17 protein-coding genes and 2 tRNA genes are annotated in these 22744 nt (G+C 69.1%); 16 read left to right on the top strand and 3 right to left on the bottom strand.

What is annotated here, in order from left to right:
- Positions 1-2 precede the first annotated feature (2 nt).
- Positions 3-1121, bottom strand: coding sequence for an acyltransferase family protein (locus ACZ7OO_RS13625; RefSeq protein WP_471504504.1), 1119 nt, complete (start codon positions 1119-1121; stop codon positions 3-5).
- Positions 1122-1581: 460 nt separating this feature from the next.
- On the opposite strand from ACZ7OO_RS13625, the gene ACZ7OO_RS13620 reads away from it, so the two are divergent.
- Positions 1582-1776 (top strand): hypothetical protein, encoded by a 195-nt coding sequence (locus ACZ7OO_RS13620; protein ID WP_471504502.1) that lies wholly within the window; start codon positions 1582-1584, stop codon positions 1774-1776.
- Positions 1777-1993: 217 nt separating this feature from the next.
- On the opposite strand, the gene ACZ7OO_RS13615 is transcribed toward ACZ7OO_RS13620, so the two are convergent.
- Positions 1994-2064 (bottom strand) — tRNA-Gly (locus ACZ7OO_RS13615).
- A gap of 162 nt (positions 2065-2226) precedes the next feature.
- Here ACZ7OO_RS13615 and ACZ7OO_RS13610 point away from each other — a divergent pair.
- The 5 genes from ACZ7OO_RS13610 to clpX all read left to right on the top strand — a co-directional run bounded on the left by ACZ7OO_RS13610 (position 2227) and on the right by clpX (position 7076).
- Positions 2227-2303 (top strand) — tRNA-Pro (locus tag ACZ7OO_RS13610).
- 187 nt (positions 2304-2490) lie between these two features.
- Complete coding sequence (tig, locus tag ACZ7OO_RS13605; RefSeq protein ID WP_471504500.1) at positions 2491-3885, top strand: trigger factor; 1395 nt, start codon at positions 2491-2493, stop codon at positions 3883-3885.
- Between the two features lie 371 nt (positions 3886-4256).
- Positions 4257-4862 (top strand): ATP-dependent Clp protease proteolytic subunit, encoded by a 606-nt coding sequence (locus tag ACZ7OO_RS13600; RefSeq protein ID WP_390040446.1) that lies wholly within the window; start codon positions 4257-4259, stop codon positions 4860-4862.
- A 72-nt stretch (positions 4863-4934) separates the two neighbouring features.
- A complete protein-coding gene (locus ACZ7OO_RS13595) occupies positions 4935-5600 on the top strand; it encodes an ATP-dependent Clp protease proteolytic subunit (protein ID WP_471504498.1) in 666 nt (221 codons plus the stop codon).
- Positions 5601-5789: 189 nt separating this feature from the next.
- Positions 5790-7076 carry an ATP-dependent Clp protease ATP-binding subunit ClpX gene (gene clpX / locus ACZ7OO_RS13590; RefSeq protein ID WP_351319384.1) on the top strand — a complete coding sequence of 429 codons (1287 nt, stop codon included), beginning with the start codon at positions 5790-5792 and terminating at the stop codon, positions 7074-7076.
- Between the two features lie 79 nt (positions 7077-7155).
- Here clpX and ACZ7OO_RS13585 read toward each other — a convergent pair whose 3' ends face one another.
- Entirely contained in the window at positions 7156-8160 is a 1005-nt protein-coding gene (locus ACZ7OO_RS13585; RefSeq protein ID WP_471504496.1) for a hypothetical protein, read from the bottom strand.
- A 137-nt stretch (positions 8161-8297) separates the two neighbouring features.
- Here ACZ7OO_RS13585 and ACZ7OO_RS13580 point away from each other — a divergent pair, with 137 nt between their 5' ends.
- The 10 genes from ACZ7OO_RS13580 to rodA all read left to right on the top strand — a co-directional run bounded on the left by ACZ7OO_RS13580 (position 8298) and on the right by rodA (position 22666).
- A complete protein-coding gene (locus ACZ7OO_RS13580; protein WP_471504494.1) occupies positions 8298-10922 on the top strand; it encodes a valine--tRNA ligase in 2625 nt (874 codons plus the stop codon).
- A gap of 165 nt (positions 10923-11087) precedes the next feature.
- Positions 11088-13586, top strand: a complete 2499-nt coding sequence (locus ACZ7OO_RS13575) for a SpoIIE family protein phosphatase (RefSeq protein WP_471504493.1) — start codon at positions 11088-11090, stop codon at positions 13584-13586.
- A 9-nt stretch (positions 13587-13595) separates the two neighbouring features.
- Entirely contained in the window at positions 13596-15098 is a 1503-nt protein-coding gene (gene folC / locus ACZ7OO_RS13570) for a bifunctional tetrahydrofolate synthase/dihydrofolate synthase (RefSeq protein ID WP_471504491.1), read from the top strand.
- 2 nt (positions 15099-15100) lie between these two features.
- A complete protein-coding gene (locus ACZ7OO_RS13565) occupies positions 15101-15466 on the top strand; it encodes a DUF4233 domain-containing protein (RefSeq protein WP_471504490.1) in 366 nt (121 codons plus the stop codon).
- Positions 15467-15534: 68 nt separating this feature from the next.
- Positions 15535-15948, top strand: coding sequence for a nucleoside-diphosphate kinase (gene ndk, locus ACZ7OO_RS13560; protein ID WP_471504488.1), 414 nt, complete (start codon positions 15535-15537; stop codon positions 15946-15948).
- A gap of 326 nt (positions 15949-16274) precedes the next feature.
- Positions 16275-17294 carry a rod shape-determining protein gene (locus tag ACZ7OO_RS13555; RefSeq protein WP_189314032.1) on the top strand — a complete coding sequence of 340 codons (1020 nt, stop codon included), beginning with the start codon at positions 16275-16277 and terminating at the stop codon, positions 17292-17294.
- 161 nt (positions 17295-17455) lie between these two features.
- Positions 17456-18403 carry a rod shape-determining protein MreC gene (mreC, locus tag ACZ7OO_RS13550; protein ID WP_471504487.1) on the top strand — a complete coding sequence of 316 codons (948 nt, stop codon included), beginning with the start codon at positions 17456-17458 and terminating at the stop codon, positions 18401-18403.
- Positions 18404-18416: 13 nt separating this feature from the next.
- Positions 18417-19094 carry a rod shape-determining protein MreD gene (gene mreD / locus ACZ7OO_RS13545; RefSeq protein ID WP_471504485.1) on the top strand — a complete coding sequence of 226 codons (678 nt, stop codon included), beginning with the start codon at positions 18417-18419 and terminating at the stop codon, positions 19092-19094.
- A gap of 94 nt (positions 19095-19188) precedes the next feature.
- Positions 19189-21438, top strand: a complete 2250-nt coding sequence (gene mrdA, locus ACZ7OO_RS13540) for a penicillin-binding protein 2 (protein WP_471504483.1) — start codon at positions 19189-19191, stop codon at positions 21436-21438.
- Positions 21439-21466: 28 nt separating this feature from the next.
- A complete protein-coding gene (gene rodA / locus ACZ7OO_RS13535) occupies positions 21467-22666 on the top strand; it encodes a rod shape-determining protein RodA (protein WP_471504481.1) in 1200 nt (399 codons plus the stop codon).
- Positions 22667-22744: the final 78 nt, after the last annotated feature.

The raw sequence follows: 22744 nt of genomic DNA, 5'->3' as shown, positions 1-22744 counted from the left end.
AATCACGCGTTGGCCATCTCCCGGCTCTGCCGCCCCCGCTCCCGCGCCAGTTCCGCCGCGTCCTGCCGGAACGCCCAGGCCATCCTCGGCTCCATGGCGAACCGGAACACCCGCTGGACGGGCCGGGAGCACAGCAGCGTGACAGCGGCGCCGGCGAGCGCGGTGACGAGGATCTCGCCGAGCGGACCGTGCAGCCACCTCGGGTCGAACCAGCCCGCGTGGTCGCCGTACTTCACCACGAAACCGTGCAGCAGATAGCCGTACAGCGTGCCCGCGCCCAGTGTCGTGAACCACATCCGCCGGCCCGGCACCCAGGAGAGGAAGCAGGCCGTCAGCACCATCGAGCAGCCGAACATCGCGAGCACCATCACCGGCCCGCACCACCACGGCGCACCCAGCTCCTGCGCGGAGTCCCGGTGGTAGAACCACGCGGTGTTCATCCGCGGCACCGACCACCAGGCGAACGCCAGCGCGACCGCGAACACCGGCACCGCGGCGACCCGCACCGACCACCGGCGTACCAGCCGGAAGTGCTCGGGCCGCAGGCACAGGCCGAGCACGAAGTACGGCAGGAACTGCAGGACCCGCTGAAGGTCCAGGTCGTCCCCGATGGTGGGCGACACGGACGCCAGCATCGCGATGCCGAAGGCGACGGGAAGAGGGTGGCGGACGGTCCTCCAGATCGGCGTGGTCAGCCGCCAGACGAACAGCGCGCACAGGAACCAGGTCAGGTACCAGGGGTCGAGCAGACTGATGTCCTGGCCGGGGGAGTCGTCGACGTACCGCTGGAACAGTGAATAGGCGGTCTCGAACAGGACGTACGGCACGACGACACCGGTGACCAGCCGCTTCAGCCGGTCCGGGCGCATGTCGAAGTTCCGGGAGAAGTAGCCGGAGATGATGATGAACGCCGGCATGTGGAAGGCGTACACGACGGAGTACGCCGCCTCCAGGACGCGGCTGTCGCCCTTCAGCGGCTCCCAGGAGTGACCCATCGCCACGAGCACGATCGCCAGGTACTTGGCGTTGTCGAAGAACGCGTCGCGCGGTCTGTCCACCGGCGGACGGGCCGGGGGGCGCGGTGTGGGGTTCTGGCCGGGGGACGTGGCGGCGTCGGACATCTGAAGGACCCTAGCGTCGCCTGTGGGATTTCGTAAAACCGCCGATGGGAATCCTGGATATCCGCCGTGACCGCCCGTGAACCGCCCGTGGATTTAACGGGGTCGACTCCTGTACCCATGCGGTTCCATGCGGCACTTACATCCGTGATGTCCCTATTCATCCTGACTAATTGGTGCATAACGGCGGCGTGTGACCGGGTGTTGCGGTGTCTGTGTCAACAATTCGAATTGGCTGCGCGTGGTTTGTGTGGACACCGAATCCATGTCCGCCAATTACCCTGGATCTACGGCCGGGTGGACCCTCGAATTGCTGTGCGGGCGGTGGCCGGTGGGAGGCGCGTTGTCGACGTTGTGTCACGGGCCGCATAGTGCGGCCGGGTTGGTGGCACGATGGTTCTGGCGGGGGTGCGGGGTCGTACCCCCGGGCCGGGAGCGGAACCGACCGAGGGCGTGATCAGTTGTGGCCATTTCACTGTCTGTGGTGCTGCTGTTGGCGATCATCCTGGTGGTGATGATCAGAGGGGGGAACATCAAGGCCGGTCCCGCGATCGTCGCCGTCCTCTTCGGCTTCTTCCTCGCGTCGACCGGAATGGCCCCGTCCATCCAGCGTTTCCTCGACTCGATAGCGCAGACCATCAACTCGATCAACTTCTGACCGCCGGCTTCCGACCGCCTGGCGAGGGCCACGCCCGGACCGCACCAGGAGGACGGCGACGTACATTCCGTACGCCCCGTACGGCAGCCGCCCCGGCCGCTCCGGCCGTACGGCCGGGTGTGCCCGGCCGGCGAGAGATGGCCCAGCCCCGGACCCCGGATACGCCGAAAGGCCCAGGGGGAGATCGGAATCTCTCACCTGGGCCTTCGCCACGCGGAGCGGGCGACGGGAATCGAACCCGCGTAGCCAGTTTGGAAGACTGGGGCTCTACCATTGAGCTACGCCCGCACAACACGCGCCGCAAGTCCGTGACCGCGGCACAGAAGGCATCGTAGCGGGTCGTCCGCCGCGTAGGCCAACGTGTTGGTCTGCGGGGAGTCGGTCCGGCGCGGGTGAACAAAGCGGCCGACGCGGGCGGCCCGGGCATGTACCCTACGTGTCGCACCGAAACGGGGTGTGGCGCAGCTTGGTAGCGCGTCCGCTTTGGGAGCGGAAGGCCGTGGGTTCAAATCCCGCCACCCCGACCACTGGATGACGGCGTCCGTCTTGATCGCCTTTTGGGGCGCTGAGCGGCTGCGGTTACTATGCAAGCTGCGCGCCCGCGTGTCCCGGCCCCCGTCACGGCGGCCTACGAACTCCTCCGGGCGGCGAAACTCCGCCGGGCCCCTCTGGCACCGGCAGAACCCAAGCAGTCAGCCACAAGGAGACCGAACCGTGAAGAGCGCCGTGGAGACCCTGAACCCGACTCGGGTTCGGCTCACTGTCGAGGTGCCCTTCGAGGAGCTCAAGGACAGCCTCGACGCGGCGTACAAGAAGATCAACCAGCAGGTCACGGTGAAGGGCTTCCGTAAGGGCAAGATCCCGGCCCGCGTCATCGACCAGCGGTTCGGCCGCGGTGCGGTGCTGGAAGAGGCCGTCAACGACGCGCTTCCGAAGTTCTACACCGAGGCGGTCAACGAGGCCGAGCTCAGCCCGCTGGGACAGCCCGAGGTCGACATCACGGAGCTGAAGGACGGCGAGACGCTGAACTTCACCGCCGAGGTCGACATCCGTCCCTCCCTGGAGATCCCGGACTACTCCGGTATCGAGGTCGAGGTCGACGCCGTCGAGGTGACGGACGAGGACATCGAGAAGTCCGTGGAGCAGCTCCGCGAGCGCTTCGCGTCCACCTCTCCGGTCGAGCGTGCCGCCGAGGAGGGTGACGTCGTCACCATCGACCTGGAGGCCAAGGTCGACGGCGAGGTGCTGGAGGACGGCATCGCCAACGGCGTCTCCTACACCATCGGCTCCGGCGAGCTCCTCGAGGGCATCGACGACGCCGTGAAGGGCCTGGAGGCCGGTGGCGAGGCCACCTTCACCTCCGAGCTCAAGGGCGGCTCCGCGGCCGGCCGCGAGGCCGAGGTCACCGTCAAGGTCACCCAGGTCGCCGCGCGGGAACTCCCCGAGCTGGACGACGAGTTCGCGCAGCTCGCCTCCGAGTTCGACACCCTGGACGAGCTGAAGGCCGACAGCCGCAAGCGCCTGGCCGACATGAAGACGTACGACCAGGCCACGCAGGCCCAGGAGCGCGTCCTGGAGAAGCTTCTCGAGCTCGTCGAGGTGCCCGTCCCCGAGAAGCTGCTCGAGGACGAGATCAACACCCGCAAGCACAACCTGGAGCACCACCAGCTCGGCCAGATGGGCCTCGACCTCGAGAAGTACCTCGAGATCCAGGGCAAGACCGCCGAGGAGTTCGAGACCGAGACCCGTGAGGCCGCGGTCAAGGGCATCAAGACCCAGTTCGTCCTCGACGAGCTCGTCAAGGTCGAGAAGCTGAACGTCAACCAGGAGGAGCTCACCGAGCACCTCATGCGGCGTGCGGCCTCCTCCGGCATGTCCCCCGACCAGTTCGCCCAGGCCGTCGTCGAGGGCGGCCAGGTTCCGCTCCTGGTCGGCGAGGTCGCCCGCGGCAAGGCCCTGGCCGTCGTGGTCGAGGCCGCCACGGTGAAGGACACCAACGGCGAGCTCGTCGACCTGGACGACGAGGACGAGGACGAGACCGAGGCGGAGACCGCCGAGGCCGCCGCCGAGTCCCCGGCCGCCCCGGACGAGGAGAAGACCGAGGGCTGAGCCCTACGGCGCCCGTAACGGCGTACAAGGGGCTCCTGGGATCCGTTCCCGGGGGCCCTTTGCCGTCACCGGGCCGGGGCGCGCCCTCGAAGGCGGCGAAGCCGCCGCCGGGGGGCGCGGGGAACTGCGCGCCAAGCCACGAAGGCGCCGCACGCGCCCACCCCCGGGCACCGTCACGGCGGGTTGACAGCGGCCCTTCCGCCGGAGGCACCCGCGCTACGCCCCCGGCGAACAGCCCTCTTACCGGGATTCCCCGAAGGGACCATCGCGTTAGGGTCCATGAGTACGAGGGCAGCCAAGCCCCCGGCTACGGAAACGCGAGACGGCCCGGCGCCGTCGTAAGACGAGCAGGTGGATACGTGACGAATCTGATGCCCTCCGCCGCCGGCGAGCCTTCCATCGGTGGTGGCCTCGGCGACCAGGTATACAACCGGCTGCTCGGCGAGCGGATCATCTTCCTGGGTCAGCAGGTCGACGACGACATCGCCAACAAGATCACCGCGCAGCTGCTGCTGCTGGCGGCCGACCCCGCCAAGGACATCTACCTCTACATCAACAGCCCCGGTGGCTCGGTGACGGCCGGCATGGCGATCTACGACACCATGCAGTACATCCCGAACGACGTGGTGACCATCGCGATGGGCATGGCGGCCTCGATGGGCCAGTTCCTGCTCACCGGCGGTGCCGCCGGCAAGCGCTTCGCGCTGCCCCACGCCGACATCATGATGCACCAGGGCTCCGCGGGCCTCGGCGGTACCGTCTCGGACATCAAGATCCAGGCCGAGTACCTGCTGCGCACCAAGAAGCGCATGTCCGAGCTGACCGCGCAGCACTCCGGCCAGACCGTCGAGACGATCATCCGCGACGGCGACCGTGACCGCTGGTTCACCCCGGAAGAGGCCAAGGAGTACGGTCTCATTGACGAGATCATCACGCATGCCTCCGGTGTTCCGGGAGGCGGCGGCACCGGCGCCTGACCCCAGGCCCGGCCACGCCACGCTCCGCCGAGACTCCAGCCCCCGAACGCCACCAGGACGGTGAACACCCTCATGAGCAACATCCCCGGCGCCGCTGACGCCCGCTACGACGGGCCCCGGCCCGACGCCCGATACGTCATCCCGCGCTTCGTCGAGCGCACCTCCCAGGGCATCCGCGAGTACGACCCGTACGCGAAGCTCTTCGAGGAGCGCGTGATCTTTCTGGGCGTCCAGATCGACGACGCCTCCGCCAACGACGTCATGGCGCAGCTGCTGTGCCTGGAGTCGATGGACCCCGACCGGGACATCTCGATCTACATCAACAGCCCGGGCGGCGACATGACCGCCCTCACGGCGATCTACGACACGATGCAGTTCGTGAAGCCCGACATCCAGACGGTCTGCATGGGCCAGGCGGCCTCCGCCGCGGCCATCCTGCTGGCCGCCGGCACGCCCGGCAAGCGCATGGCGCTGCCGAACTCCCGTGTGCTGATCCACCAGCCGGCCGGTTCCACCGGCCGTGGCCAGCTCTCCGACCTGGAGATCATTGCCAAGGAGTTCACGCGGATGCGTGACCAGCTGGAGACCATGCTGGCCAAGCACTCCAACCGGCCGATCGAGCAGGTCCGCGAGGACATCGAGCGCGACAAGATCCTCACGGCCGAGGAGGCGCTGGAGTACGGCATCGTGGACCAGATCATCTCCACCCGGAAGATGAACAACGCCGAGGTCCTCTGACAGAGGATGTAGTCTCTGCCACCCTTGGCCCGGTTTGACCGCGCGCCAGGCAAGGTGCACGTCAAAGTGAACCGTGCCAAGGGGGGCCCGTACGGGGGGCCCGGCAAGGTACCGTCGACATAAGGCAGCACCAGGAGTCGCTGGATTCGGAAGAATCCAGGCGTCTCCCAGGCGAAGGGGAAGCACACCGTGGCACGCATCGGTGACGGCGGCGATCTGCTCAAGTGCTCGTTCTGCGGCAAGAGCCAGAAGCAGGTCAAGAAGCTCATCGCAGGGCCCGGTGTGTACATCTGCGACGAGTGCATCGACCTCTGCAACGAGATCATCGAGGAGGAACTCGCCGAGACGAGCGAGGTGCGCTGGGAGGAACTCCCGAAGCCCCGCGAGATCTACGAGTTCCTGGAGGGCTACGTGGTCGGCCAGGAGGCCGCCAAGAAGGCCCTCTCGGTCGCGGTGTACAACCACTACAAGCGGGTCCAGGCCGGTGAGAACGGCGGCGGCCAGAGCCGCGAGGACGCGATCGAGTTGGCGAAGTCCAACATCCTGCTGCTGGGTCCCACGGGCTCCGGCAAGACGCTCCTGGCGCAGACCCTGGCCCGCATGCTGAACGTCCCGTTCGCGATCGCCGACGCGACCGCGCTGACGGAGGCGGGCTATGTGGGCGAGGACGTCGAGAACATCCTCCTCAAGCTGATCCAGGCGGCCGACTACGACGTCAAGAAGGCCGAGACCGGGATCATCTACATCGACGAGATCGACAAGGTCGCGCGGAAGAGCGAAAATCCGTCGATCACCCGGGACGTCAGCGGCGAGGGCGTGCAGCAGGCCCTGCTGAAGATCCTGGAGGGCACGACCGCGTCGGTCCCGCCGCAGGGCGGCCGCAAACACCCGCACCAGGAGTTCATCCAGATCGACACGACGAACGTGCTGTTCATCGTGGGCGGTGCGTTCGCGGGCCTGGAGAAGATCATCGAGTCCCGGGCGGGTGCCAAGGGCATCGGCTTCGGCGCGACCATCCGCTCCAAGCGCGAGCTGCAGTCCAAGGACCAGTTCGAGGACGTCATGCCCGAGGACCTGGTGAAGTTCGGCATGATCCCCGAGTTCATCGGCCGGCTGCCCGTCATCACCTCGGTCCACAACCTGGACCGCGAGGCTCTCCTCCAGATCCTGATCGAGCCGCGCAACGCGCTGGTGAAGCAGTACCAGCGCCTCTTCGAACTCGACGGCGTGGAGCTGGACTTCGAGCGCGAGGCCCTGGAGGCCATCGCCGACCAGGCGATCCTCCGCCAGACCGGCGCCCGCGGCCTGCGCGCCATCATGGAAGAGGTCCTGATGTCCGTGATGTACGAGGTGCCGTCCCGCAAGGACGTGGCCCGCGTCGTCATCACGGCCGACGTCGTCCACTCCAACGTCAACCCGACCCTGATCCCGCGCGACGCGCGCGGCCGGGGCGCGGGGGAGCAGAAGTCGGCGTAACCCGTCAACACCGAAGCGCCGGGCCCTCCTCGGAGGAGCCCGGCGCTTCGTCGTTCACACGTTCACCTGTCTGACCGGCCTACTTGGCGACGCGCACCTCCGCGCGGACATCGGCGGCGATCTTCGCCGACTCGTCGACGCCGTACGTCTTCACACCGGCCGTCGGCTCCACCATGCCGATCGTGCTGTAGTCCGCCCAGATGCACAGGTACGCCGTCTGGTTCTTGCCGGTGAGCTGGCTCTTGCCCTGCGCCTGCTGGCACTTCATCACCGCGCCGTCGAGTCCGTCGGGGGACACCGACTGCGCGTCACCGACCAGCTTGACGCTTTTGCCGCTGGAGGTGCCGGCCTTCTTCATCTGCACGAAGGTGGCGTCCAGCGCGGCCTGCGGGTCCTTCACCGAGCCGTAGACCCCGAACAGGGTGATGTTCTCGGCGGTCTGCGCCTTCGCCAGATCCGTCGGGTCGGTGGCGTCGAGGGACTCCAGATCGACGGTCGAGTAGATCGCGGTGACCGACGTGGCATCGGTGACACCGGACTTGGCGAAGTCCTCGGCGTCGCTCGAACTCGCCTTCTCCTCGCTGGGGGCGCCCACCCGCTTGTACTTGGCGGACAGCAGCGAGGCCGGCGCGGTGAGCTTGTGCGGCCCGTCGTCCTGGAGTCCGCCGCTTCCGCTCCCGGCGAGCCCGAAGTACGCGCCCACCGCCACGGCGGCCACCACGGCCACCGCGCCGATGATCAGACCCGTCTTCTTCCGGTCGCCGCCCGGAGCCGGCGGCTGCGGAACGCCGTAGGGCTGCTGACCGTACGGAGGCTGCCCGTAGGGCGGCTGCTGCTGGCCGTACGGGTTCTGCGGGGGGACAGGGGGAACACCCTGCGGCGGGTGGCCGTAGCCCGGCTGCGGGGGCTGTGGCGGGGGCTGCTGGGGGTAGCCGTAGCCGGGCTGGGAGCCGTAGCCGGGCTGGGAGCCGTAGCCGGGCTGGGGCGCCTGCGGCGGCGGCCCGTATGGACCCGGCTGCTGTCCGTACGGTCCGGGCTGCTGCGGCGGCGGCCCACCGTACGGGCCCGGCTGGTTGTAGCTCATCTCTGGGTTCCCCTCCAGATGCTTATGCGATCCTGACATCCTGGCTCAGCCACCGGTGACTCATGGCACGGGGCTGCTCACCGTTACAGAACAAACGCGTTTCGGGACTGCCCCGTGACACCTCTAAACTGAGCCCCGTGACCGAGAACGCTCAGCAGCAGCCACCAGCGCCCAGCACCGAACTGCCGACCCAGTACGCGCCGGCCGACGTAGAGGGGACGCTGTACGAGCGCTGGGTAGAGCGCGGTTACTTCGCGGCCGACGCCAAGAGCGACAAGCCCGCGTACACCATCGTCATCCCGCCGCCGAACGTCACCGGCTCCCTGCACCTGGGCCACGCCTTCCAGCACACGCTGATGGACGCGCTGACCCGCCGCAAGCGCATGCAGGGCTATGAGTCGCTGTGGCTGCCCGGCATGGACCACGCCGGTATCGCCACCCAGAACAAGGTCGAGCAGCAGCTCGCCGAGGAGGGCAAGTCCCGTCAGGACCTCGGCCGGGAGGCGTTCGTCGAGCGCGTCTGGCAGTGGAAGGAAGAGTACGGCGGCAAGATCCTCGGCCAGATGCGCCGGCTCGGCGACGGCGTCGACTGGGACCGTGAGCGCTTCACCATGGACGAGGGCCTGTCCAAGGCCGTCCAGACCATCTTCAAGAAGCTCTACGACGACGAGCTGATCTACCGCGCCGAGCGCATCATCAACTGGTGCCCCCGCTGTCTGACGGCCATCTCCGACATCGAGGTGGAGTACCAGGAGGACGACGGCGAGCTGGTCTCCATCAAGTACGGCGAGGGGGACGAGACGCTGGTCGTCGCCACCACGCGTGCGGAGACGATGCTCGGCGACACCGCCGTCGCCGTCCACCCGGACGACGAGCGGTACCAGCACCTGGTCGGCAAGCGCATCAAGCTCCCGCTGACCGACCGTACGATCCCCGTCGTCGCGGACACGCATGTCGACCCGGAGTTCGGCACGGGTGCCGTCAAGGTCACCCCGGCCCACGACCCGAACGACTTCGCGATCGGTCGGCGCCACGGCCTGGAGTCCATCACCGTGATGGACGAGCGCGCGGTCATCACGGTCCACGGTCCCTTCGAGGGGCTGGACCGTTTCGAGGCGCGTTCCGCGATCGTCGCGGCGCTGCGCTCCCAGGGCCGGATCGTCGCCGAGAAGCGGCCGTACGTCCACAGCGTCGGCCACTGCTCGCGCTGCAAGACCACCATCGAGCCGCGGCTGTCCATGCAGTGGTGGGTCAAGGTCGGCCCGCTGGCGAAGGCGGCCGGCGACGCGGTCCGCGACGGGCGGGTCAAGATCCACCCGGAGGACATGTCGAAGCGGTACTTCGACTGGGTCGACAACATGCACGACTGGTGCATCTCGCGGCAGCTGTGGTGGGGCCACCGCATCCCGGTCTGGTACGGCCCCGAGGGCGAGGTCGTCTGTGTCGGCCCCGACGACGAGGCCCCCACCGGTGAGGGCTGGAAGCAGGACACCGACGTCCTGGACACCTGGTTCTCCTCGGGCCTGTGGCCGTTCTCCACGCTCGGCTGGCCCGAACAGACCGCTGACCTGCGGAAGTTCTACCCGACCGACGTCCTGCTCACCGGCCACGACATCATCTTCTTCTGGGTCGCCCGGATGATGATGTTCGGTCTCTACGCGATGGACGGCGAGGTCCCCTTCCGCACCATCGCCCTGACCGGTCTGGTCCGTGACGAGCGCGGCAAGAAGATGTCGAAGTCCTTCGGCAACGTCGTCGACCCGCTGGACTGGATGGACAAGTACGGCTCCGACGCCGTCCGCTTCACGCTGGCCCGCGGCGCCAACCCCGGCACCGACGTCCCGATCGGCGAGGACTGGGTCCAGGCCTCCCGCAACTTCGCCAACAAGATCTGGAACGCGACCCGCTTCGCGCTGATGAACGGCGCCACCGTCGAGGGCCCGCTCCCGGACGCCTCCGAGATGTCGGCGACGGACCGCTGGATCCTCTCCCGGCTCAACAAGACGGTCGCCGAAGTCGACGCGTTCTACGACGACTTCCAGTTCGCGAAGCTGTCCGACTCCCTCTACCACTTCGCGTGGGACGAGGTCTTCGACTGGTACGTCGAGCTGTCGAAGACGACGTTCCAGGCGGGCGGCCGGGGCGCCGAGGTCTCCCAGCGCGTCCTGGGCGAGGTCCTCGACGTCACCCTGAAGCTGCTCCACCCGGTGGTCCCGTTCGTCACGGACACCCTGTGGACCACGCTGACGGGCGGCGAGTCGGTGGTCATCGCACAGTGGCCGGAGGACTCGGGCTTCCGTGACGAGGCGGCGGAGAAGGAGATCGAGAGCCTCCAGTCCGTCATCACGGAGGTCCGCCGCTTCCGCGCCGACCAGGGCCTGCAGCCCGGCCAGCGGGTCCCGGCCCGTCTCACCCTCGACGGCACGGCGCTCGCCCGGCACGAGGCGGCCATCCGCCAGCTGCTGCGCCTCCAGCCGGAGGGCGACGCCTTCGCGGCCACGGCCACCCTGCCGGTCGCCGGTGCCACGGTCGCCCTCGACCTCTCCGGCACGATCGACGTGGCGGCCGAGCGCAAGCGTCTCGCCAAGGACCTCGCGGCGGCCGAGAAGGAGAAGGCCCAGGCGACGGCCAAGCTGGGCAACGAGGCGTTCCTGGCGAAGGCCCCGGACAACGTGGTCGACAAGATCCGCGGCCGCCTGGCGAAGGCGGACGAGGACATCGCCCGCATCCAGGCCCAGCTGGACCGCCTTCCGCAGGCGTAACCCGAGCGTCCCCGCAGGCGTCCGGCAGCCCGTTCCCGGGTCGCCGGACGCCTGCGAGCGTTTTACCCGTCACCAAGCGGGGGCCCGTCACCGCCCTACAATCCAAAAGTAGGGACATGACTTTAATGTCCCGTTCTGGTGCTTTGTGGCGGAGGGAACGTCCGCATGCTGCGCAGGGGCCGAACGAAGACACCTCCGCACAGGGGACTGGTCCCCCTGACGGCCGTCGCGGGCGGCCTTCTCGCCGTGCTCATGGGCCTCGTCTTCCTGATGCTGCTGATGGCCATCCAGGACGCCCGCGGCTCCCTGCTGTCGGTGCGCAGCGGCAGGCCGGCCCTGGACCAGGTCGGCGTGGTCGAGGAGACCCTCCTCGACATGGAGGGCGGCCAGCGGGGCTACGTCATCACCCGGCAGGACGAGTTCCTCAAGCCCTGGCGGGCGGCACGGGCCGCGTTCCCTGCGCGGGCGCAGCGGCTCGTGGACCTCAGCACCTCCCCCGACCTGCGCCGGCTCGCCCTTCGGATCCGGCAGGACGGGCAGTCCTTCATCGACGACTACTCGGTCCCGCTCGTCGACGAGGTCCGGCACGGCAACCCCGCCGCGAGCAGTACGGCACGCACGATGGAGGGCAAGCGGCGCGTCGACGCGCTCCGGAACGAGCTGCTGGACTATCTCGTCGCCGAGCGTGTCGTCATCAACAAGCGCGAGCACGCCCTCGAGCGCCGGATGGACATGCTGACCTTGGCCGCGTCCGTCGGAGTCGCGGGGGCGGTCATCCTGATCGTCGGCTACGGGGCCTATGTGACCCGGGTGATCGTCTGGCCGGTGCGCAGGATGGCCGGCACCGCGACCCGGCTCGCCGCCGGTGACCTGAGCGCCCGGGTGCCGCTCTCCGGCAGACGGGAGATCGGGCAGCTGGAGAGGGCGTTCAACACCATGGCCGCCTCCCTCGAGAAGAGCCACCGGCGCCTCAGACTGCTCTACGACGCCGGTACGGCCGTGGGCACCACCCTCGATGTGCGCCGCACCGCCGACGAACTCGTCCGGGTCGCCGTCCCCCGCTTCGCCGACCACGTCACCGTCGACCTGGCGGCAGCCGTCCTGACCGGCGGGGAGCCGGCGAACGACGATGACGCGGTCCTGCGCCGGGTCGCCCGGGGCGGCATCCGCGACGAGTCGCCGCTGGACCCGGTCGGCGCACCGGCCGCCCCCTGCCTGGCCGCCCCCGGGACCGGCGCGGCCCTCCACTCCGACCTGCGCACCGCCCCCGCGGGGTGGGCCACCGACACCCGGTGCGCGGACCGGCTCCTCGCGTACGGCATGGGCTCGCTGATCACCGCGCCGCTGTCGGCGCAGGGCGTCCCGCTGGGGGTGATCGCCTTCTGGCGGACCCGGGACTCCCCGCCGTTCGAGAAGGACGACCTGTCCGACGCCGAGGAACTGGCCGCGAAGACCGCGGCCGCCATCGACAACGCGCGGCGCTACACCCGGGAGCGCGAGACCGCGCTGGCCCTCCAGCACAGCCTGCTGCCGCACGGCCTGCCCGCCCGGCCGGCCGTCGACATCGCCTACCGCTACCTGCCGACCGGCACCCGGATCGGAGTCGGCGGCGACTGGCTCGACGTGATCCCGCTGTCGGGCACCCGGGTGGCCCTGGTCGTCGGAGACGTCGTCGGCCACGGCATCCAGGCCTCGGCCACCATGGGCCGGCTGCGCACGGCGGTCCGCACCCTCGCCGACGTCGACCTGCCGCCCGAGGAACTCCTCACCCACCTCGACGACCTCGTCCTCCACCTCGACGACGGCGCCCTGGAACCGGCCGGAGAGATGGGCTCGACCTGCCTGTACGCCGTCTACGACCCGATCTCGCGGCGCTGCTCCGTCGCCAGCGCGGGCCATCCGCTGCCCTTCGTGATCACCCCGCAGGGCGCGGTGGAGAAGGCCCCCGGCCAGGCCGGCCCCCCGCTCGGGCTCGGCGGACTGCCCTTCGAGACGACCGAGCTGGACCTCGCCGACGGCACCACCCTCGCCCTGTTCAGCAACGGCCTGGTGCACTCCCGCAGCCTCGACCTGAGCCAGGGTCTCGACCGGCTCCGCCGTGCGCTGGCGATGCCCGGGGAGTCGCTGGAGGCGACCTGCGACCACGTGGTGGGCGCGCTGCGCACCGGCGAACCCGCCGACGACGTCACCCTGCTGCTCGCCCGCACCCACGCCCTGCCCTGCGACCAGGTGGCCACCTGGGAGATCCCGGCGGACCCCGAGCACGTCGCCCGGGCCCGGATCCTGACCACCGACCAGCTCGGCGCCTGGCAGCTGGAGGATCTGTCCTTCACCACCGAACTGGTGGTCAGCGAGCTGGTCACCAACGCCATCCGCTACGGCGGCACCCCGATCCAGCTGCGGCTCATCCGGGACACCACGATGCTGATCTGCGAGGTCTCCGACGGCAGCAGCACCGCCCCCCACCTGCGGCGGGCCCGAGTCTTCGACGAGGGCGGCCGCGGCCTGCTGCTGGTCGCCCAGCTCACCCAGCGCTGGGGCACCCGGCAGACCTCCGTCGGCAAGACCATCTGGTGCGCGCAGACCCTGCCCGCCCCGGGGCCCATGACGCCTCCCAGCCCTCCTGGCCCTCCTGGCCCGCCGGGCGTGCGCCGGGCTCCGTAGACTGGTGCCGTGAGTGATCTGCCCCCGCGCGACCCCAATGAGAGCTTCGACGAGATCATCGAGGCCGAGACGGAACGCGACCCCGATCTCGCGGTGATCGAGGCCGGCAGCCGGACCCTGCGAACCCAGGGCGGCCCGGCGCAGGCCGACGTCCCGGCCCGCCCCGAGGACCCCGAGGTCGACCGGGCCCTTCGCGAGGTCGAGGCGGAGCTGGCCACCCGCTGGGGCGAGACCAAGCTGGAGCCGTCGGTCACCCGGATCGCCGCCCTCATGGACGTGCTGGGCGAGCCCCAGCGGTCGTACCCCTCGATCCACATCACCGGCACCAACGGCAAGACCTCCACCGCCCGCATGGTCGAGGCCCTGCTCGGCGCCTTCGACCTGCGCACCGGCCGCTACACCAGCCCCCACGTGCAGTCGATCACCGAGCGGATCAGCCTCGACGGCGCCCCGATCGGTGCCGAGCGGTTCATCGAGACGTACCAGGACATCAAGCCGTACGTCGAGATGGTCGACTCCCAACAGGAGTACCGGCTCTCCTTCTTCGAGGTGCTCACCGCCATGGCGTACGCGGCCTTCGCGGACGCCCCGGTCGACGTGGCCGTCGTCGAGGTCGGCATGGGCGGCTCCTGGGACGCCACCAACGTGATCGACGGGGACGTAGCCGTCGTCACCCCCATCGACCTCGACCACACCGACCGGCTCGGCGGGACCACCGCCGAGATCGCCGGCGAGAAGGCCGGGATCATCAAGCAGGACGCGACCGTGATCCTCGCCCAGCAGCCGGTGGACGCGGCCCAGGTGCTGCTGAAGAAGGCCGTCGAGGTGGACGCCACCGTGGCCCGCGAGGGCCTGGAGTTCGGTGTGGTCGCCCGCCAGGTGGCCGTCGGCGGCCAGCTGCTCACCCTGCGCGGCCTCGGCGGCGAGTACGACCAGGTCTACCTCCCCCTGCACGGCCCCTACCAGGCCCACAACGCGGCCGTCGCGCTGGCGGCCGTGGAGGCGTTCTTCGGCGTCGGCTCCCAGCGCCCCGAGCCACTCGCCGTCGACACGGTCCGCAAGGCGTTCGCCGCGGTCACCTCGCCGGGCCGGCTCGAGGTCGTACGGCGCTCTCCCACCGTCGTCCTGGACGCCGCGCACAACCCGGCCGGCGCCCGCGCCACCGCCGAGGCCGTCGGCGAGGCCTTCGACTTCAGCCGGCTGATCGGCGTGGTCGGGGCCAGCGGCGACAAGAACGTCCGGGGCCTCCTGGAGGCCTTCGAGCCGATCTTCGCCGAGGTCGTGATCACCCAGAACTCCAGCCACCGAGCGATGGACTCGGACGAGTTGGCCGCGGTCGCCGTCGAGGTGTTCGGCGAGGACCGTGTCCAGGTCGAGCCGCGGCTGCCCGACGCCCTGGAGGCCGCGATCACGCTGGCCGAGGAGGAGGGCGAGTTCGCGGGCGCCGGTGTGCTGGTCACCGGTTCGGTCATCACGGTCGGCGAGGCCCGGCTGCTCCTCGGGAGGGTCTGACGATGCGTACGCTCTGCTCCTCCACCCTGATCGGCGAGTTCTTCGTCATCGGCTTCGCCGCGTTGGTCGCCATGAAGGACCCCGACCTGTCCACCTCCACGGTGTGGCTGGTCAGCGGCATCGCGATGTTCCTCTGCGTGGCCCTGTGCGGTGTGCTCACCCGGCCCGGAGGCATCGTCCTCGGCTGGGCCCTGCAGATCGCGCTGATCGCCTCCGGTTTCTTCGTGCCGACGATGTACTTCCTGGGCGTGGTCTTCGCCGCCCTGTGGTGGGCGTCGGTGCACTACGGCAGGAAGATCGACGAGGCGAAGGCGCGCTTCGCGGCAGAGGCGGCCCGGTCCACGGCCTCGGGAGCTGACGCTGCGTGACGGGCGCCCAGGGCCGCCCTGTAGCCTCTCCTCACCGCACACGTAAGTACCGCGAAGGAGCCCCTCACGTGACTCAGCGCACCCTCGTCCTCCTCAAGCCCGACGCCGTCCGTCGGGGCCTGACCGGCGAGATCATCGGCCGTATCGAGCGCAAGGCCGACTGGCGGATCACCGCGCTGGAGCTGCGCTCCCTGGAGCGGGCGACGCTGGAGCAGCACTACGCCGAGCACGTCGGCAAGCCGTTCTACGAGCCGCTGGTCGAGTTCATGGCCTCCGGCCCGGTCGTCGCCCTGATCGTCGAGGGTGAGCGGGTCATCGAGGGCATCCGCGCGCTGGCCGGCCCCACCGACCCGATCGCCGCCGCGCCGGGCTCCATCCGCGGCGACTTCGGTGTGATCGTCCGCGAGAACCTGATCCACGCCTCCGACTCCGAGGAGTCCGCCGAGCGCGAGATCAAGATCTTCTTCCCGAACAGGCCCTAGCTCCGCGGGGCGGACGCGCCCCTTACGGAGTTTTCGTGGATATTTTTGACGGGGCGTCAGTCCGATGGGCGGCGTGACCTGGGGCGGTCGAATGATTTCGGCCGTCCCTCGGCATATGCGTGCCGATCGGGGGAACGAGTGGCCCCGTTGGCCCGTCTCCACAAGCGAGGCGCCCCCGTACATGGTGACAATGGCGAAGACCCTCGCGCAGTGTTCGTGCAGGCGCGTCTACGATGGAAGCCTTCACGTCACAGCACCCGCTTCGCCGACCTGAAATGCCCTCAAAAGCTCCCGGGAAGGCCAGACGAATCCTGATGGGGAACTCAATGTCGTTCATCGGCCGTGACATGGCTGTCGACCTCGGGACCGCCAACACGCTGGTGTACGTCAGGGGTCGCGGGATCGTACTCAACGAGCCGTCCGTCGTCGCGATCAACACGAACACCGGTGGAATTCTCGCAGTCGGCGCGGAGGCGAAGAAGATGATCGGGCGCACGCCCGGCAACATCGTCGCCGTCCGTCCGCTGAAGGACGGCGTGATCGCCGACTTCGAGATCACCGAGCGGATGCTCCGCTACTTCATTCTGAAGATCCACAAGCGGCGGTACCTGGCGCGGCCGCGGGTGGTCGTGTGCGTGCCCTCCGGTATCACCGGTGTCGAGCGCCGCGCGGTGATCGAGGCGTCGTCGCAGGCCGGTGCCCGCCAGGTGCACATCATCGAGGAGCCCATGGCGGCCGCCATCGGCTCCGGCCTGCCGGTCCACGAGGCCACGGGCAACATGGTGGTGGACATCGGCGGCGGCACCACGGAGGTCGCGGTCATCTCGCTGGGCGGCATCGTCACCGCCCAGTCCATCCGTGTCGCGGGCGACGAGCTGGACAACGCGATCATCCAGCACATCAAGAAGGAGTACAGCCTCCTTCTCGGTGAGCGGACGGCCGAACAGATCAAGATCACGATCGGTTCGGCGTACGACCTCGACGACGACGAACACACCGAAATCCGCGGCCGGGACCTGGTGTCCGGGCTACCGAAGACCGTGGTCATCTCGGCCGCCGAGGTCCGCAAGGCGATCGAGGAACCCGTCAACGCCATCGTCGACGCCGTCAAGACAACGCTCGACAAGTGCCCGCCGGAGCTGTCCGGCGACATCATGGACAGGGGAATCGTTCTGACCGGCGGCGGAGCACTGCTGCGCGGTCTGGACGAGCGGCTGCGCCGGGAGACCGGCATGCCGATCCACATCGCCGAGGACCCGCTGGACAGCGTGGCGCTCGGCTCCGGCAAGTGCGTCGAGGAATTCGAGGCGCTCCAGCAGGTCCTGGACGCCCAGCCGCGCAGATGACGTAACCCTTCGATTCCGCCGTACGAGATGATCTCCTCTCGTACGGCGGATCGTTGATATGGAGGCATAGGCTCACACGAACGAGCTCCGCCCCCGACTTCCCTGCGACTCACAAAACAAGCTCACTTAAGTTCCTATTGAGGAAGGCACGGCCGCCGCACGTGAGGGACACGAAAGAGAGCCGGCTGCTCCTGGTGCTGCTGATCGCCATCGCGTTCGCGCTGATCACGGTGGACATCCGAGGTGGCAGGAACTCCCCGGTCGACGGCGCCCGGCAGGCCGCGGCCGCGGTCTTCGGCCCGATCGAGAACGGCATGTCGACGGTGGTGGACCCGGTGGGCAACGCCGTCTCCGCCGTCCGCGACTCAGGCGAACGGCACGACCGGCTGGCCCGCCTGGAGAAGCAGAACGCGACCCTCAAGGCGAAGCTCGGCAGCGACGACCGCAACCGCAGCCGCCTCAGCCAGCTCGACAAGATGCTGAAGATGGCCGGCGAGGGCCAGTACGGCATCAAGGGTGCCCAGGTCATCGCCATAGGGTCGGCGCAGGGCTTCTCCTGGACCATCACCATCGACGTCGGCGCCAACGACGGCATCAAACGGGACATGACCGTGCTGAACGGCAACGGCCTGGTCGGCCGCGTCACCACCGTCGGCCCGGACGCCTCCACCGTCCTGCTCGCCAACGACCCCGACTTCACCGTCGGCACCCGCATGGAGGGCAGCGACGAACTCGGCTTCGCCTCCGGCCAGGGCGACCGCCCGCTGCGCGTCGAACTCCTCAACGGCAAGGCCGAGGTGAAGAAGGGCGACCGGCTCGTCACCTTCGGCTCCCAGGCCGACCGGCCCTTCGTGCCCGGTGTCCCGGTCGGCACGGTCTCCAGCGTCGCCCCGTCCAACGGCGGCCTCACCCGCACCCTGTACGTCACGCCGTTCGCGTCCTTCACCAAGCTCGACATCGTCGGCGTGGTCGTCGAGCCACCGAAGAAGGATCCGCGCGACGAGGTGCTCCCGGCCAAACCGAAGCCGACCCCGACCCCGACGGTGACCGTCACCGTCACCCCGTCCGCGAACGCGAACGCGACCAACACCACCGGCCAGCAGCAGTAGGAGCTCAATCCCCATGCGTGTCAACCGGATCCTGCTCTCCTCCGCCCTGGTCGTCGTCGCCCTGGTGCTCCAGGTGAGCGTCCTGGGCCGTCTGCACCTGCCCGGCGCCGTCCCCGACCTGATGCTGCTCACCGTCCTCGGCCTCGCCATGGTGTACGGCCATGTGGGCGGCGCCCTCGTCGGCTTCGGCGCCGGACTGCTCGCCGACCTCGCCCCGCCGGCCGACCACGCGGCAGGCCGCTACGCCCTGGTGCTGTGCGTCGTCGGCTACTTCGCGGGCCTGACCAAGCCGGAGAACGGGCGGCTGAAGTCCGCGACCGGGCCGATGGTCGTCGTGGTCGCCGCCGCCATCGGCTCCACCCTGCTGTACGCGGGCGTCGGCGCCCTCGTCGGCGACACCGCCGCCCGCCATGTCGGCATGACCAGCCTGCTGATCACCGCCGCCCTCTACGACCTGCTGCTCGCCCCCTTCGTGGTCCCCGGCATCATGGCGCTGGCCCGCCGCGCCGACAACGACCCGCTGACGGAGGCCAACTCCGGCACCAAGGCGGGCGACATCTCCTCCGGCTGGCTCTCCTCCGGCACCGGGCTGCGCGTCGGCGGCCAGCGCGGCGGCCTCGGCTCCCTGAAGGCGAGGGCCCGCAGCCGCAGCGTTCGCGTCGGCCGGATCAAGGGGGTCAAGCGCCTGTGAGTGCACGGGAGTTCACCCGGCGCCCCGGTGACGCCGCCCACAGCTTCGTCGTATATGACACAGACACACATCACTGAGAGGGGGAGGCAACCCAGTGACCAATATTCCCGAGACCGGTCGGACCCTACGGGTCCAGATCCGTCTCGTCGTCATCCAGATCCTCGTCCTCTCCCTGCTCGGCACCCTCGGCGGCCGCCTGTGGTACCTGCAGATCCGGCAGGGCGCCGAGTACCAGAAGGAAGCCTCCGGCAACCACGTCCAGCAGGTCGTCGACCCCGCCGTACGCGGTTCGATCCTGGACGCGCGCGGAGTCCCGCTCGCCGACAACGAGACCCGGCTGGTCGTCTCCGCCTCCCGTACCGACCTGCTCAAGCAGAAGGACGACGGCAAGGCGGTCCTGACCAAGCTCGCGGGCGTCCTGGGGATGAGCCCCACGGAGGTCATGCAGAAGGTCCGGCTCTGCGACTCCAATACCCCCCGGCCCTGCTGGAACGGCTCGCCCTACCAGCCGATCCCGATCACCGACAAGGCCACCGCCAAGCAGGCCCTGCAGATCCGCGAGCGCGCCGAGGACTTCCCCGGTATCACCGCCGAGCCCGAGGCCGTGCGCCGCTACGCGAGCCCCGGCAAGTCCAACAGCGCACAGGTCCTCGGCTATCTCTCCCCGGTCACCGACGCCGAGATCCAGCAGGCCCAGAACACCGACTCGCCCTATCTGCGCTCCGACCAGGTCGGCCGCTCGGGACTTGAGCGCGAGTACGACAAGGAACTGCGCGGCAAGGCCGGCGTCACCCGCTACGAGGTGGACAACCTCGGCCGGGTCATCGGCAAGGCCGCCTCCGACGCCGCCGAGCCCGGTTCCGACCTGGTCACCAGCATCGACTCCCGGGTGCAGCGGGTCGCCGAGTACGAGCTGGACAACGCGATGAAGATCGCCCGTACCCAGTACGACAAGATCACCGGTGAGAACTACAAGGCCGACTCCGGCGCCGTCGTCGTGATGGAGGCCAAGACCGGCCGGATCGTCGCCATGGCCTCCGCGCCGACCTACGACCCGAACGTCTGGGTGGGCGGCATCTCCGCCAAGGACTACAAGGCCCTCACCGGCAAGGACTCCGACTACCCGCTGCTGAACCGGGCCATACAGGGTCAGTCCGCGCCCGGTTCGACCTTCAAGGTGGTCTCCACGGCCGCCGCGGTCGAGGCCGGCTACGTGTGGGACGGCGGCTACCCCTGCACCAGTTCGTACTCGGTCGGCGGCCAGGTCTTCAAGAACTTCGAGGGCGAGAACTTCGGCCCCATCTCGCTGGGCCGCGCGCTCGAGGTCTCCTGCGACACCGTCTTCTACGGTCTCGCCGACCGTGAGTGGAAGAAGGACGGCGGCATCAACCCGAAGCAGGGCCAGCCCAAGGACTACTTCTACAAGGCCGCCCACCAGTTCGGCCTCGGCAAGGAGACCGGTGTCGACCTCCCCAACGAGGTCACCGGCCGCGTCCCCGACCGCCAGTGGAAGCTCGACTACTGGAAGGCCAACAAGGACGCCTGGTGCAAGTCCGGGAAGAAGGACGGCACCTACGTCGAGAAGATCGCCTACGAGAACTGCCTCGAAGGCAACAAGATGCGCGAGGGCGACTCGATCAACTACTCCATCGGCCAGGGCGACACCCTCGTCACGCCGATCCAGGAGGCCATGATCTACGGGGCGCTCGCCAACGGCGGCACCGAGTACGTCCCGACCATCGGCAAGGCGATCGTCAGCGCCGACGGCAAGACGGTCAAGGAGATCAAGCCGAAGGTCAAGGCCAGGCTCCCGGTCACCCAGGCCACGCTCCAGGGCATGGACAAGGCCCTCGCGGGCGTCATCACCAGCGGTACCGCGGCCTGGAAGTTCCAGGGCTGGCCGCAGGACAAGATCGAGCTGCACGCCAAGACCGGTACCGCGGAGGTCTACGGCAAGCAGACCACGTCCTGGCTCGCCACGTACTCCAAGGACTACACGGTGGTCATGACGATCGCCCAGGCCGGTACCGGTTCCGGTGCCTCCGGTGAGGCGGTCCGCAACATCTACAGCGCGCTGTACGGCGTCGGCGCCGACGGCTCCATCGACAAGTCGAAGGCGCTGCTGCCCACCCCGCAGCAGGGCCTGCCGAAGATCCGCACGGACGGCACCATCGCCTCGCCGAAGATCTCCAAGGACCCGGCGAAGGACTTCCAGGCGAGCCAGCAGGGCGACAAGGGCGCCGGCGGCCAGCAGACCCCGGCCGCCACGTCCTCACCGTCGACGGGCAACCGCAACACCCGAAGGCGGGCGCGCGGAAGGGGAAGCCGGAGGATGCCGACGTGACGAGCGTTTCTGGTGGGAGGTTCCCGGCATGACCGGCGTCAACAGCTTCTCCGTCTCCGGATACGGTCCCGCGCGGGCCGGCTGGACCCGGGTCTTCGCCCGTGACTCGCTGGCCCGCCGCCTGGACTGGCCGATGCTGATGGCGGCCCTGGCCCTGTCCCTGCTGGGCTCGCTGCTGGTGTTCTCGGCGACCCGCAACCGCACCGAGATCAACCAGGGCGACCAGTACTACTTCCTGATCCGGCACCTGATGAACACCGGCATCGGACTCGCCCTGATGATCGGCACGGTCTGGATCGGCCACCGCCAGCTGCGCAACGCGGTACCGATCCTCTACGGCCTGTCGGTGCTCGGCATCCTCGCCGTACTCACCCCGCTGGGCTCCACCGTCAACGGCGCGCACTCCTGGATCGTGCTCGGCGGCGGCTTCTCGCTCCAGCCGTCCGAGTTCGTCAAGATCACGATCATCCTGGGGATGGCGATGATACTGGCGGCCCGGGTCGACGCCGGCGACAAGAAGTACCCCGACCACCGCACGGTGCTGCAGGCCCTCGGCCTCGCCTCCGTACCGATCCTGATCGTGCTCCTCATGCCCGACCTGGGCTCGGTCATGGTCATGGTCATCATCGTCCTTGGCGTGCTGCTGGCCTCCGGCGCCTCCAACCGCTGGATCTTCGGCCTGCTCGCGACCGGCCTGCTGGGCGCGATCGCGGTCTGGCAGCTGCACATCCTGGACGCGTACCAGATCAACCGCTTTGCGGCCTTCGCCAACCCCAACCTCGATCCCGCGGGCGTCGGCTACAACACCAACCAGGCCCGGATCGCCATCGGTTCCGGCGGCCTGACCGGCGCGGGCCTGTTCCACGGCTCGCAGACCACCGGCCAGTTCGTCCCGGAGCAGCAGACCGACTTCGTCTTCACGGTGGCGGGGGAGGAGCTGGGCTTCGTCGGCGCGGGCCTGATCATCGTGCTCCTCGGCGTCGTCCTGTGGCGCGCCTGCCGTATCGCCCGTGAGACGACCGAGCTGTACGGCACGGTCGTGGCGGCGGGGATCGTGGCGTGGTTCGCGTTCCAGTCCTTTGAGAACATCGGCATGACCCTCGGGATCATGCCGGTCACCGGCCTTCCGCTGCCGTTCGTGTCGTACGGCGGCACGTCGATGTTCGCGGTGTGGGTGGCGGTGGGGCTGCTGCAGTCGATCAGGGTGCAGCGCCCGATGTCGGCCTAGCCGGACGCTCTGAGGGTGAGGTGAACGCGCCGTTTCCCGCGCGTTCACCTCACCCTCATTTTCATGTTTCTTCCGATT

It is taken from the genome of Streptomyces sp. NPDC111744 (genome assembly GCF_055634995.1).
The sequence above is the reverse complement of the archived record's forward strand: the minus strand, read 5'-3'. Positions and strand labels throughout refer to the sequence as shown.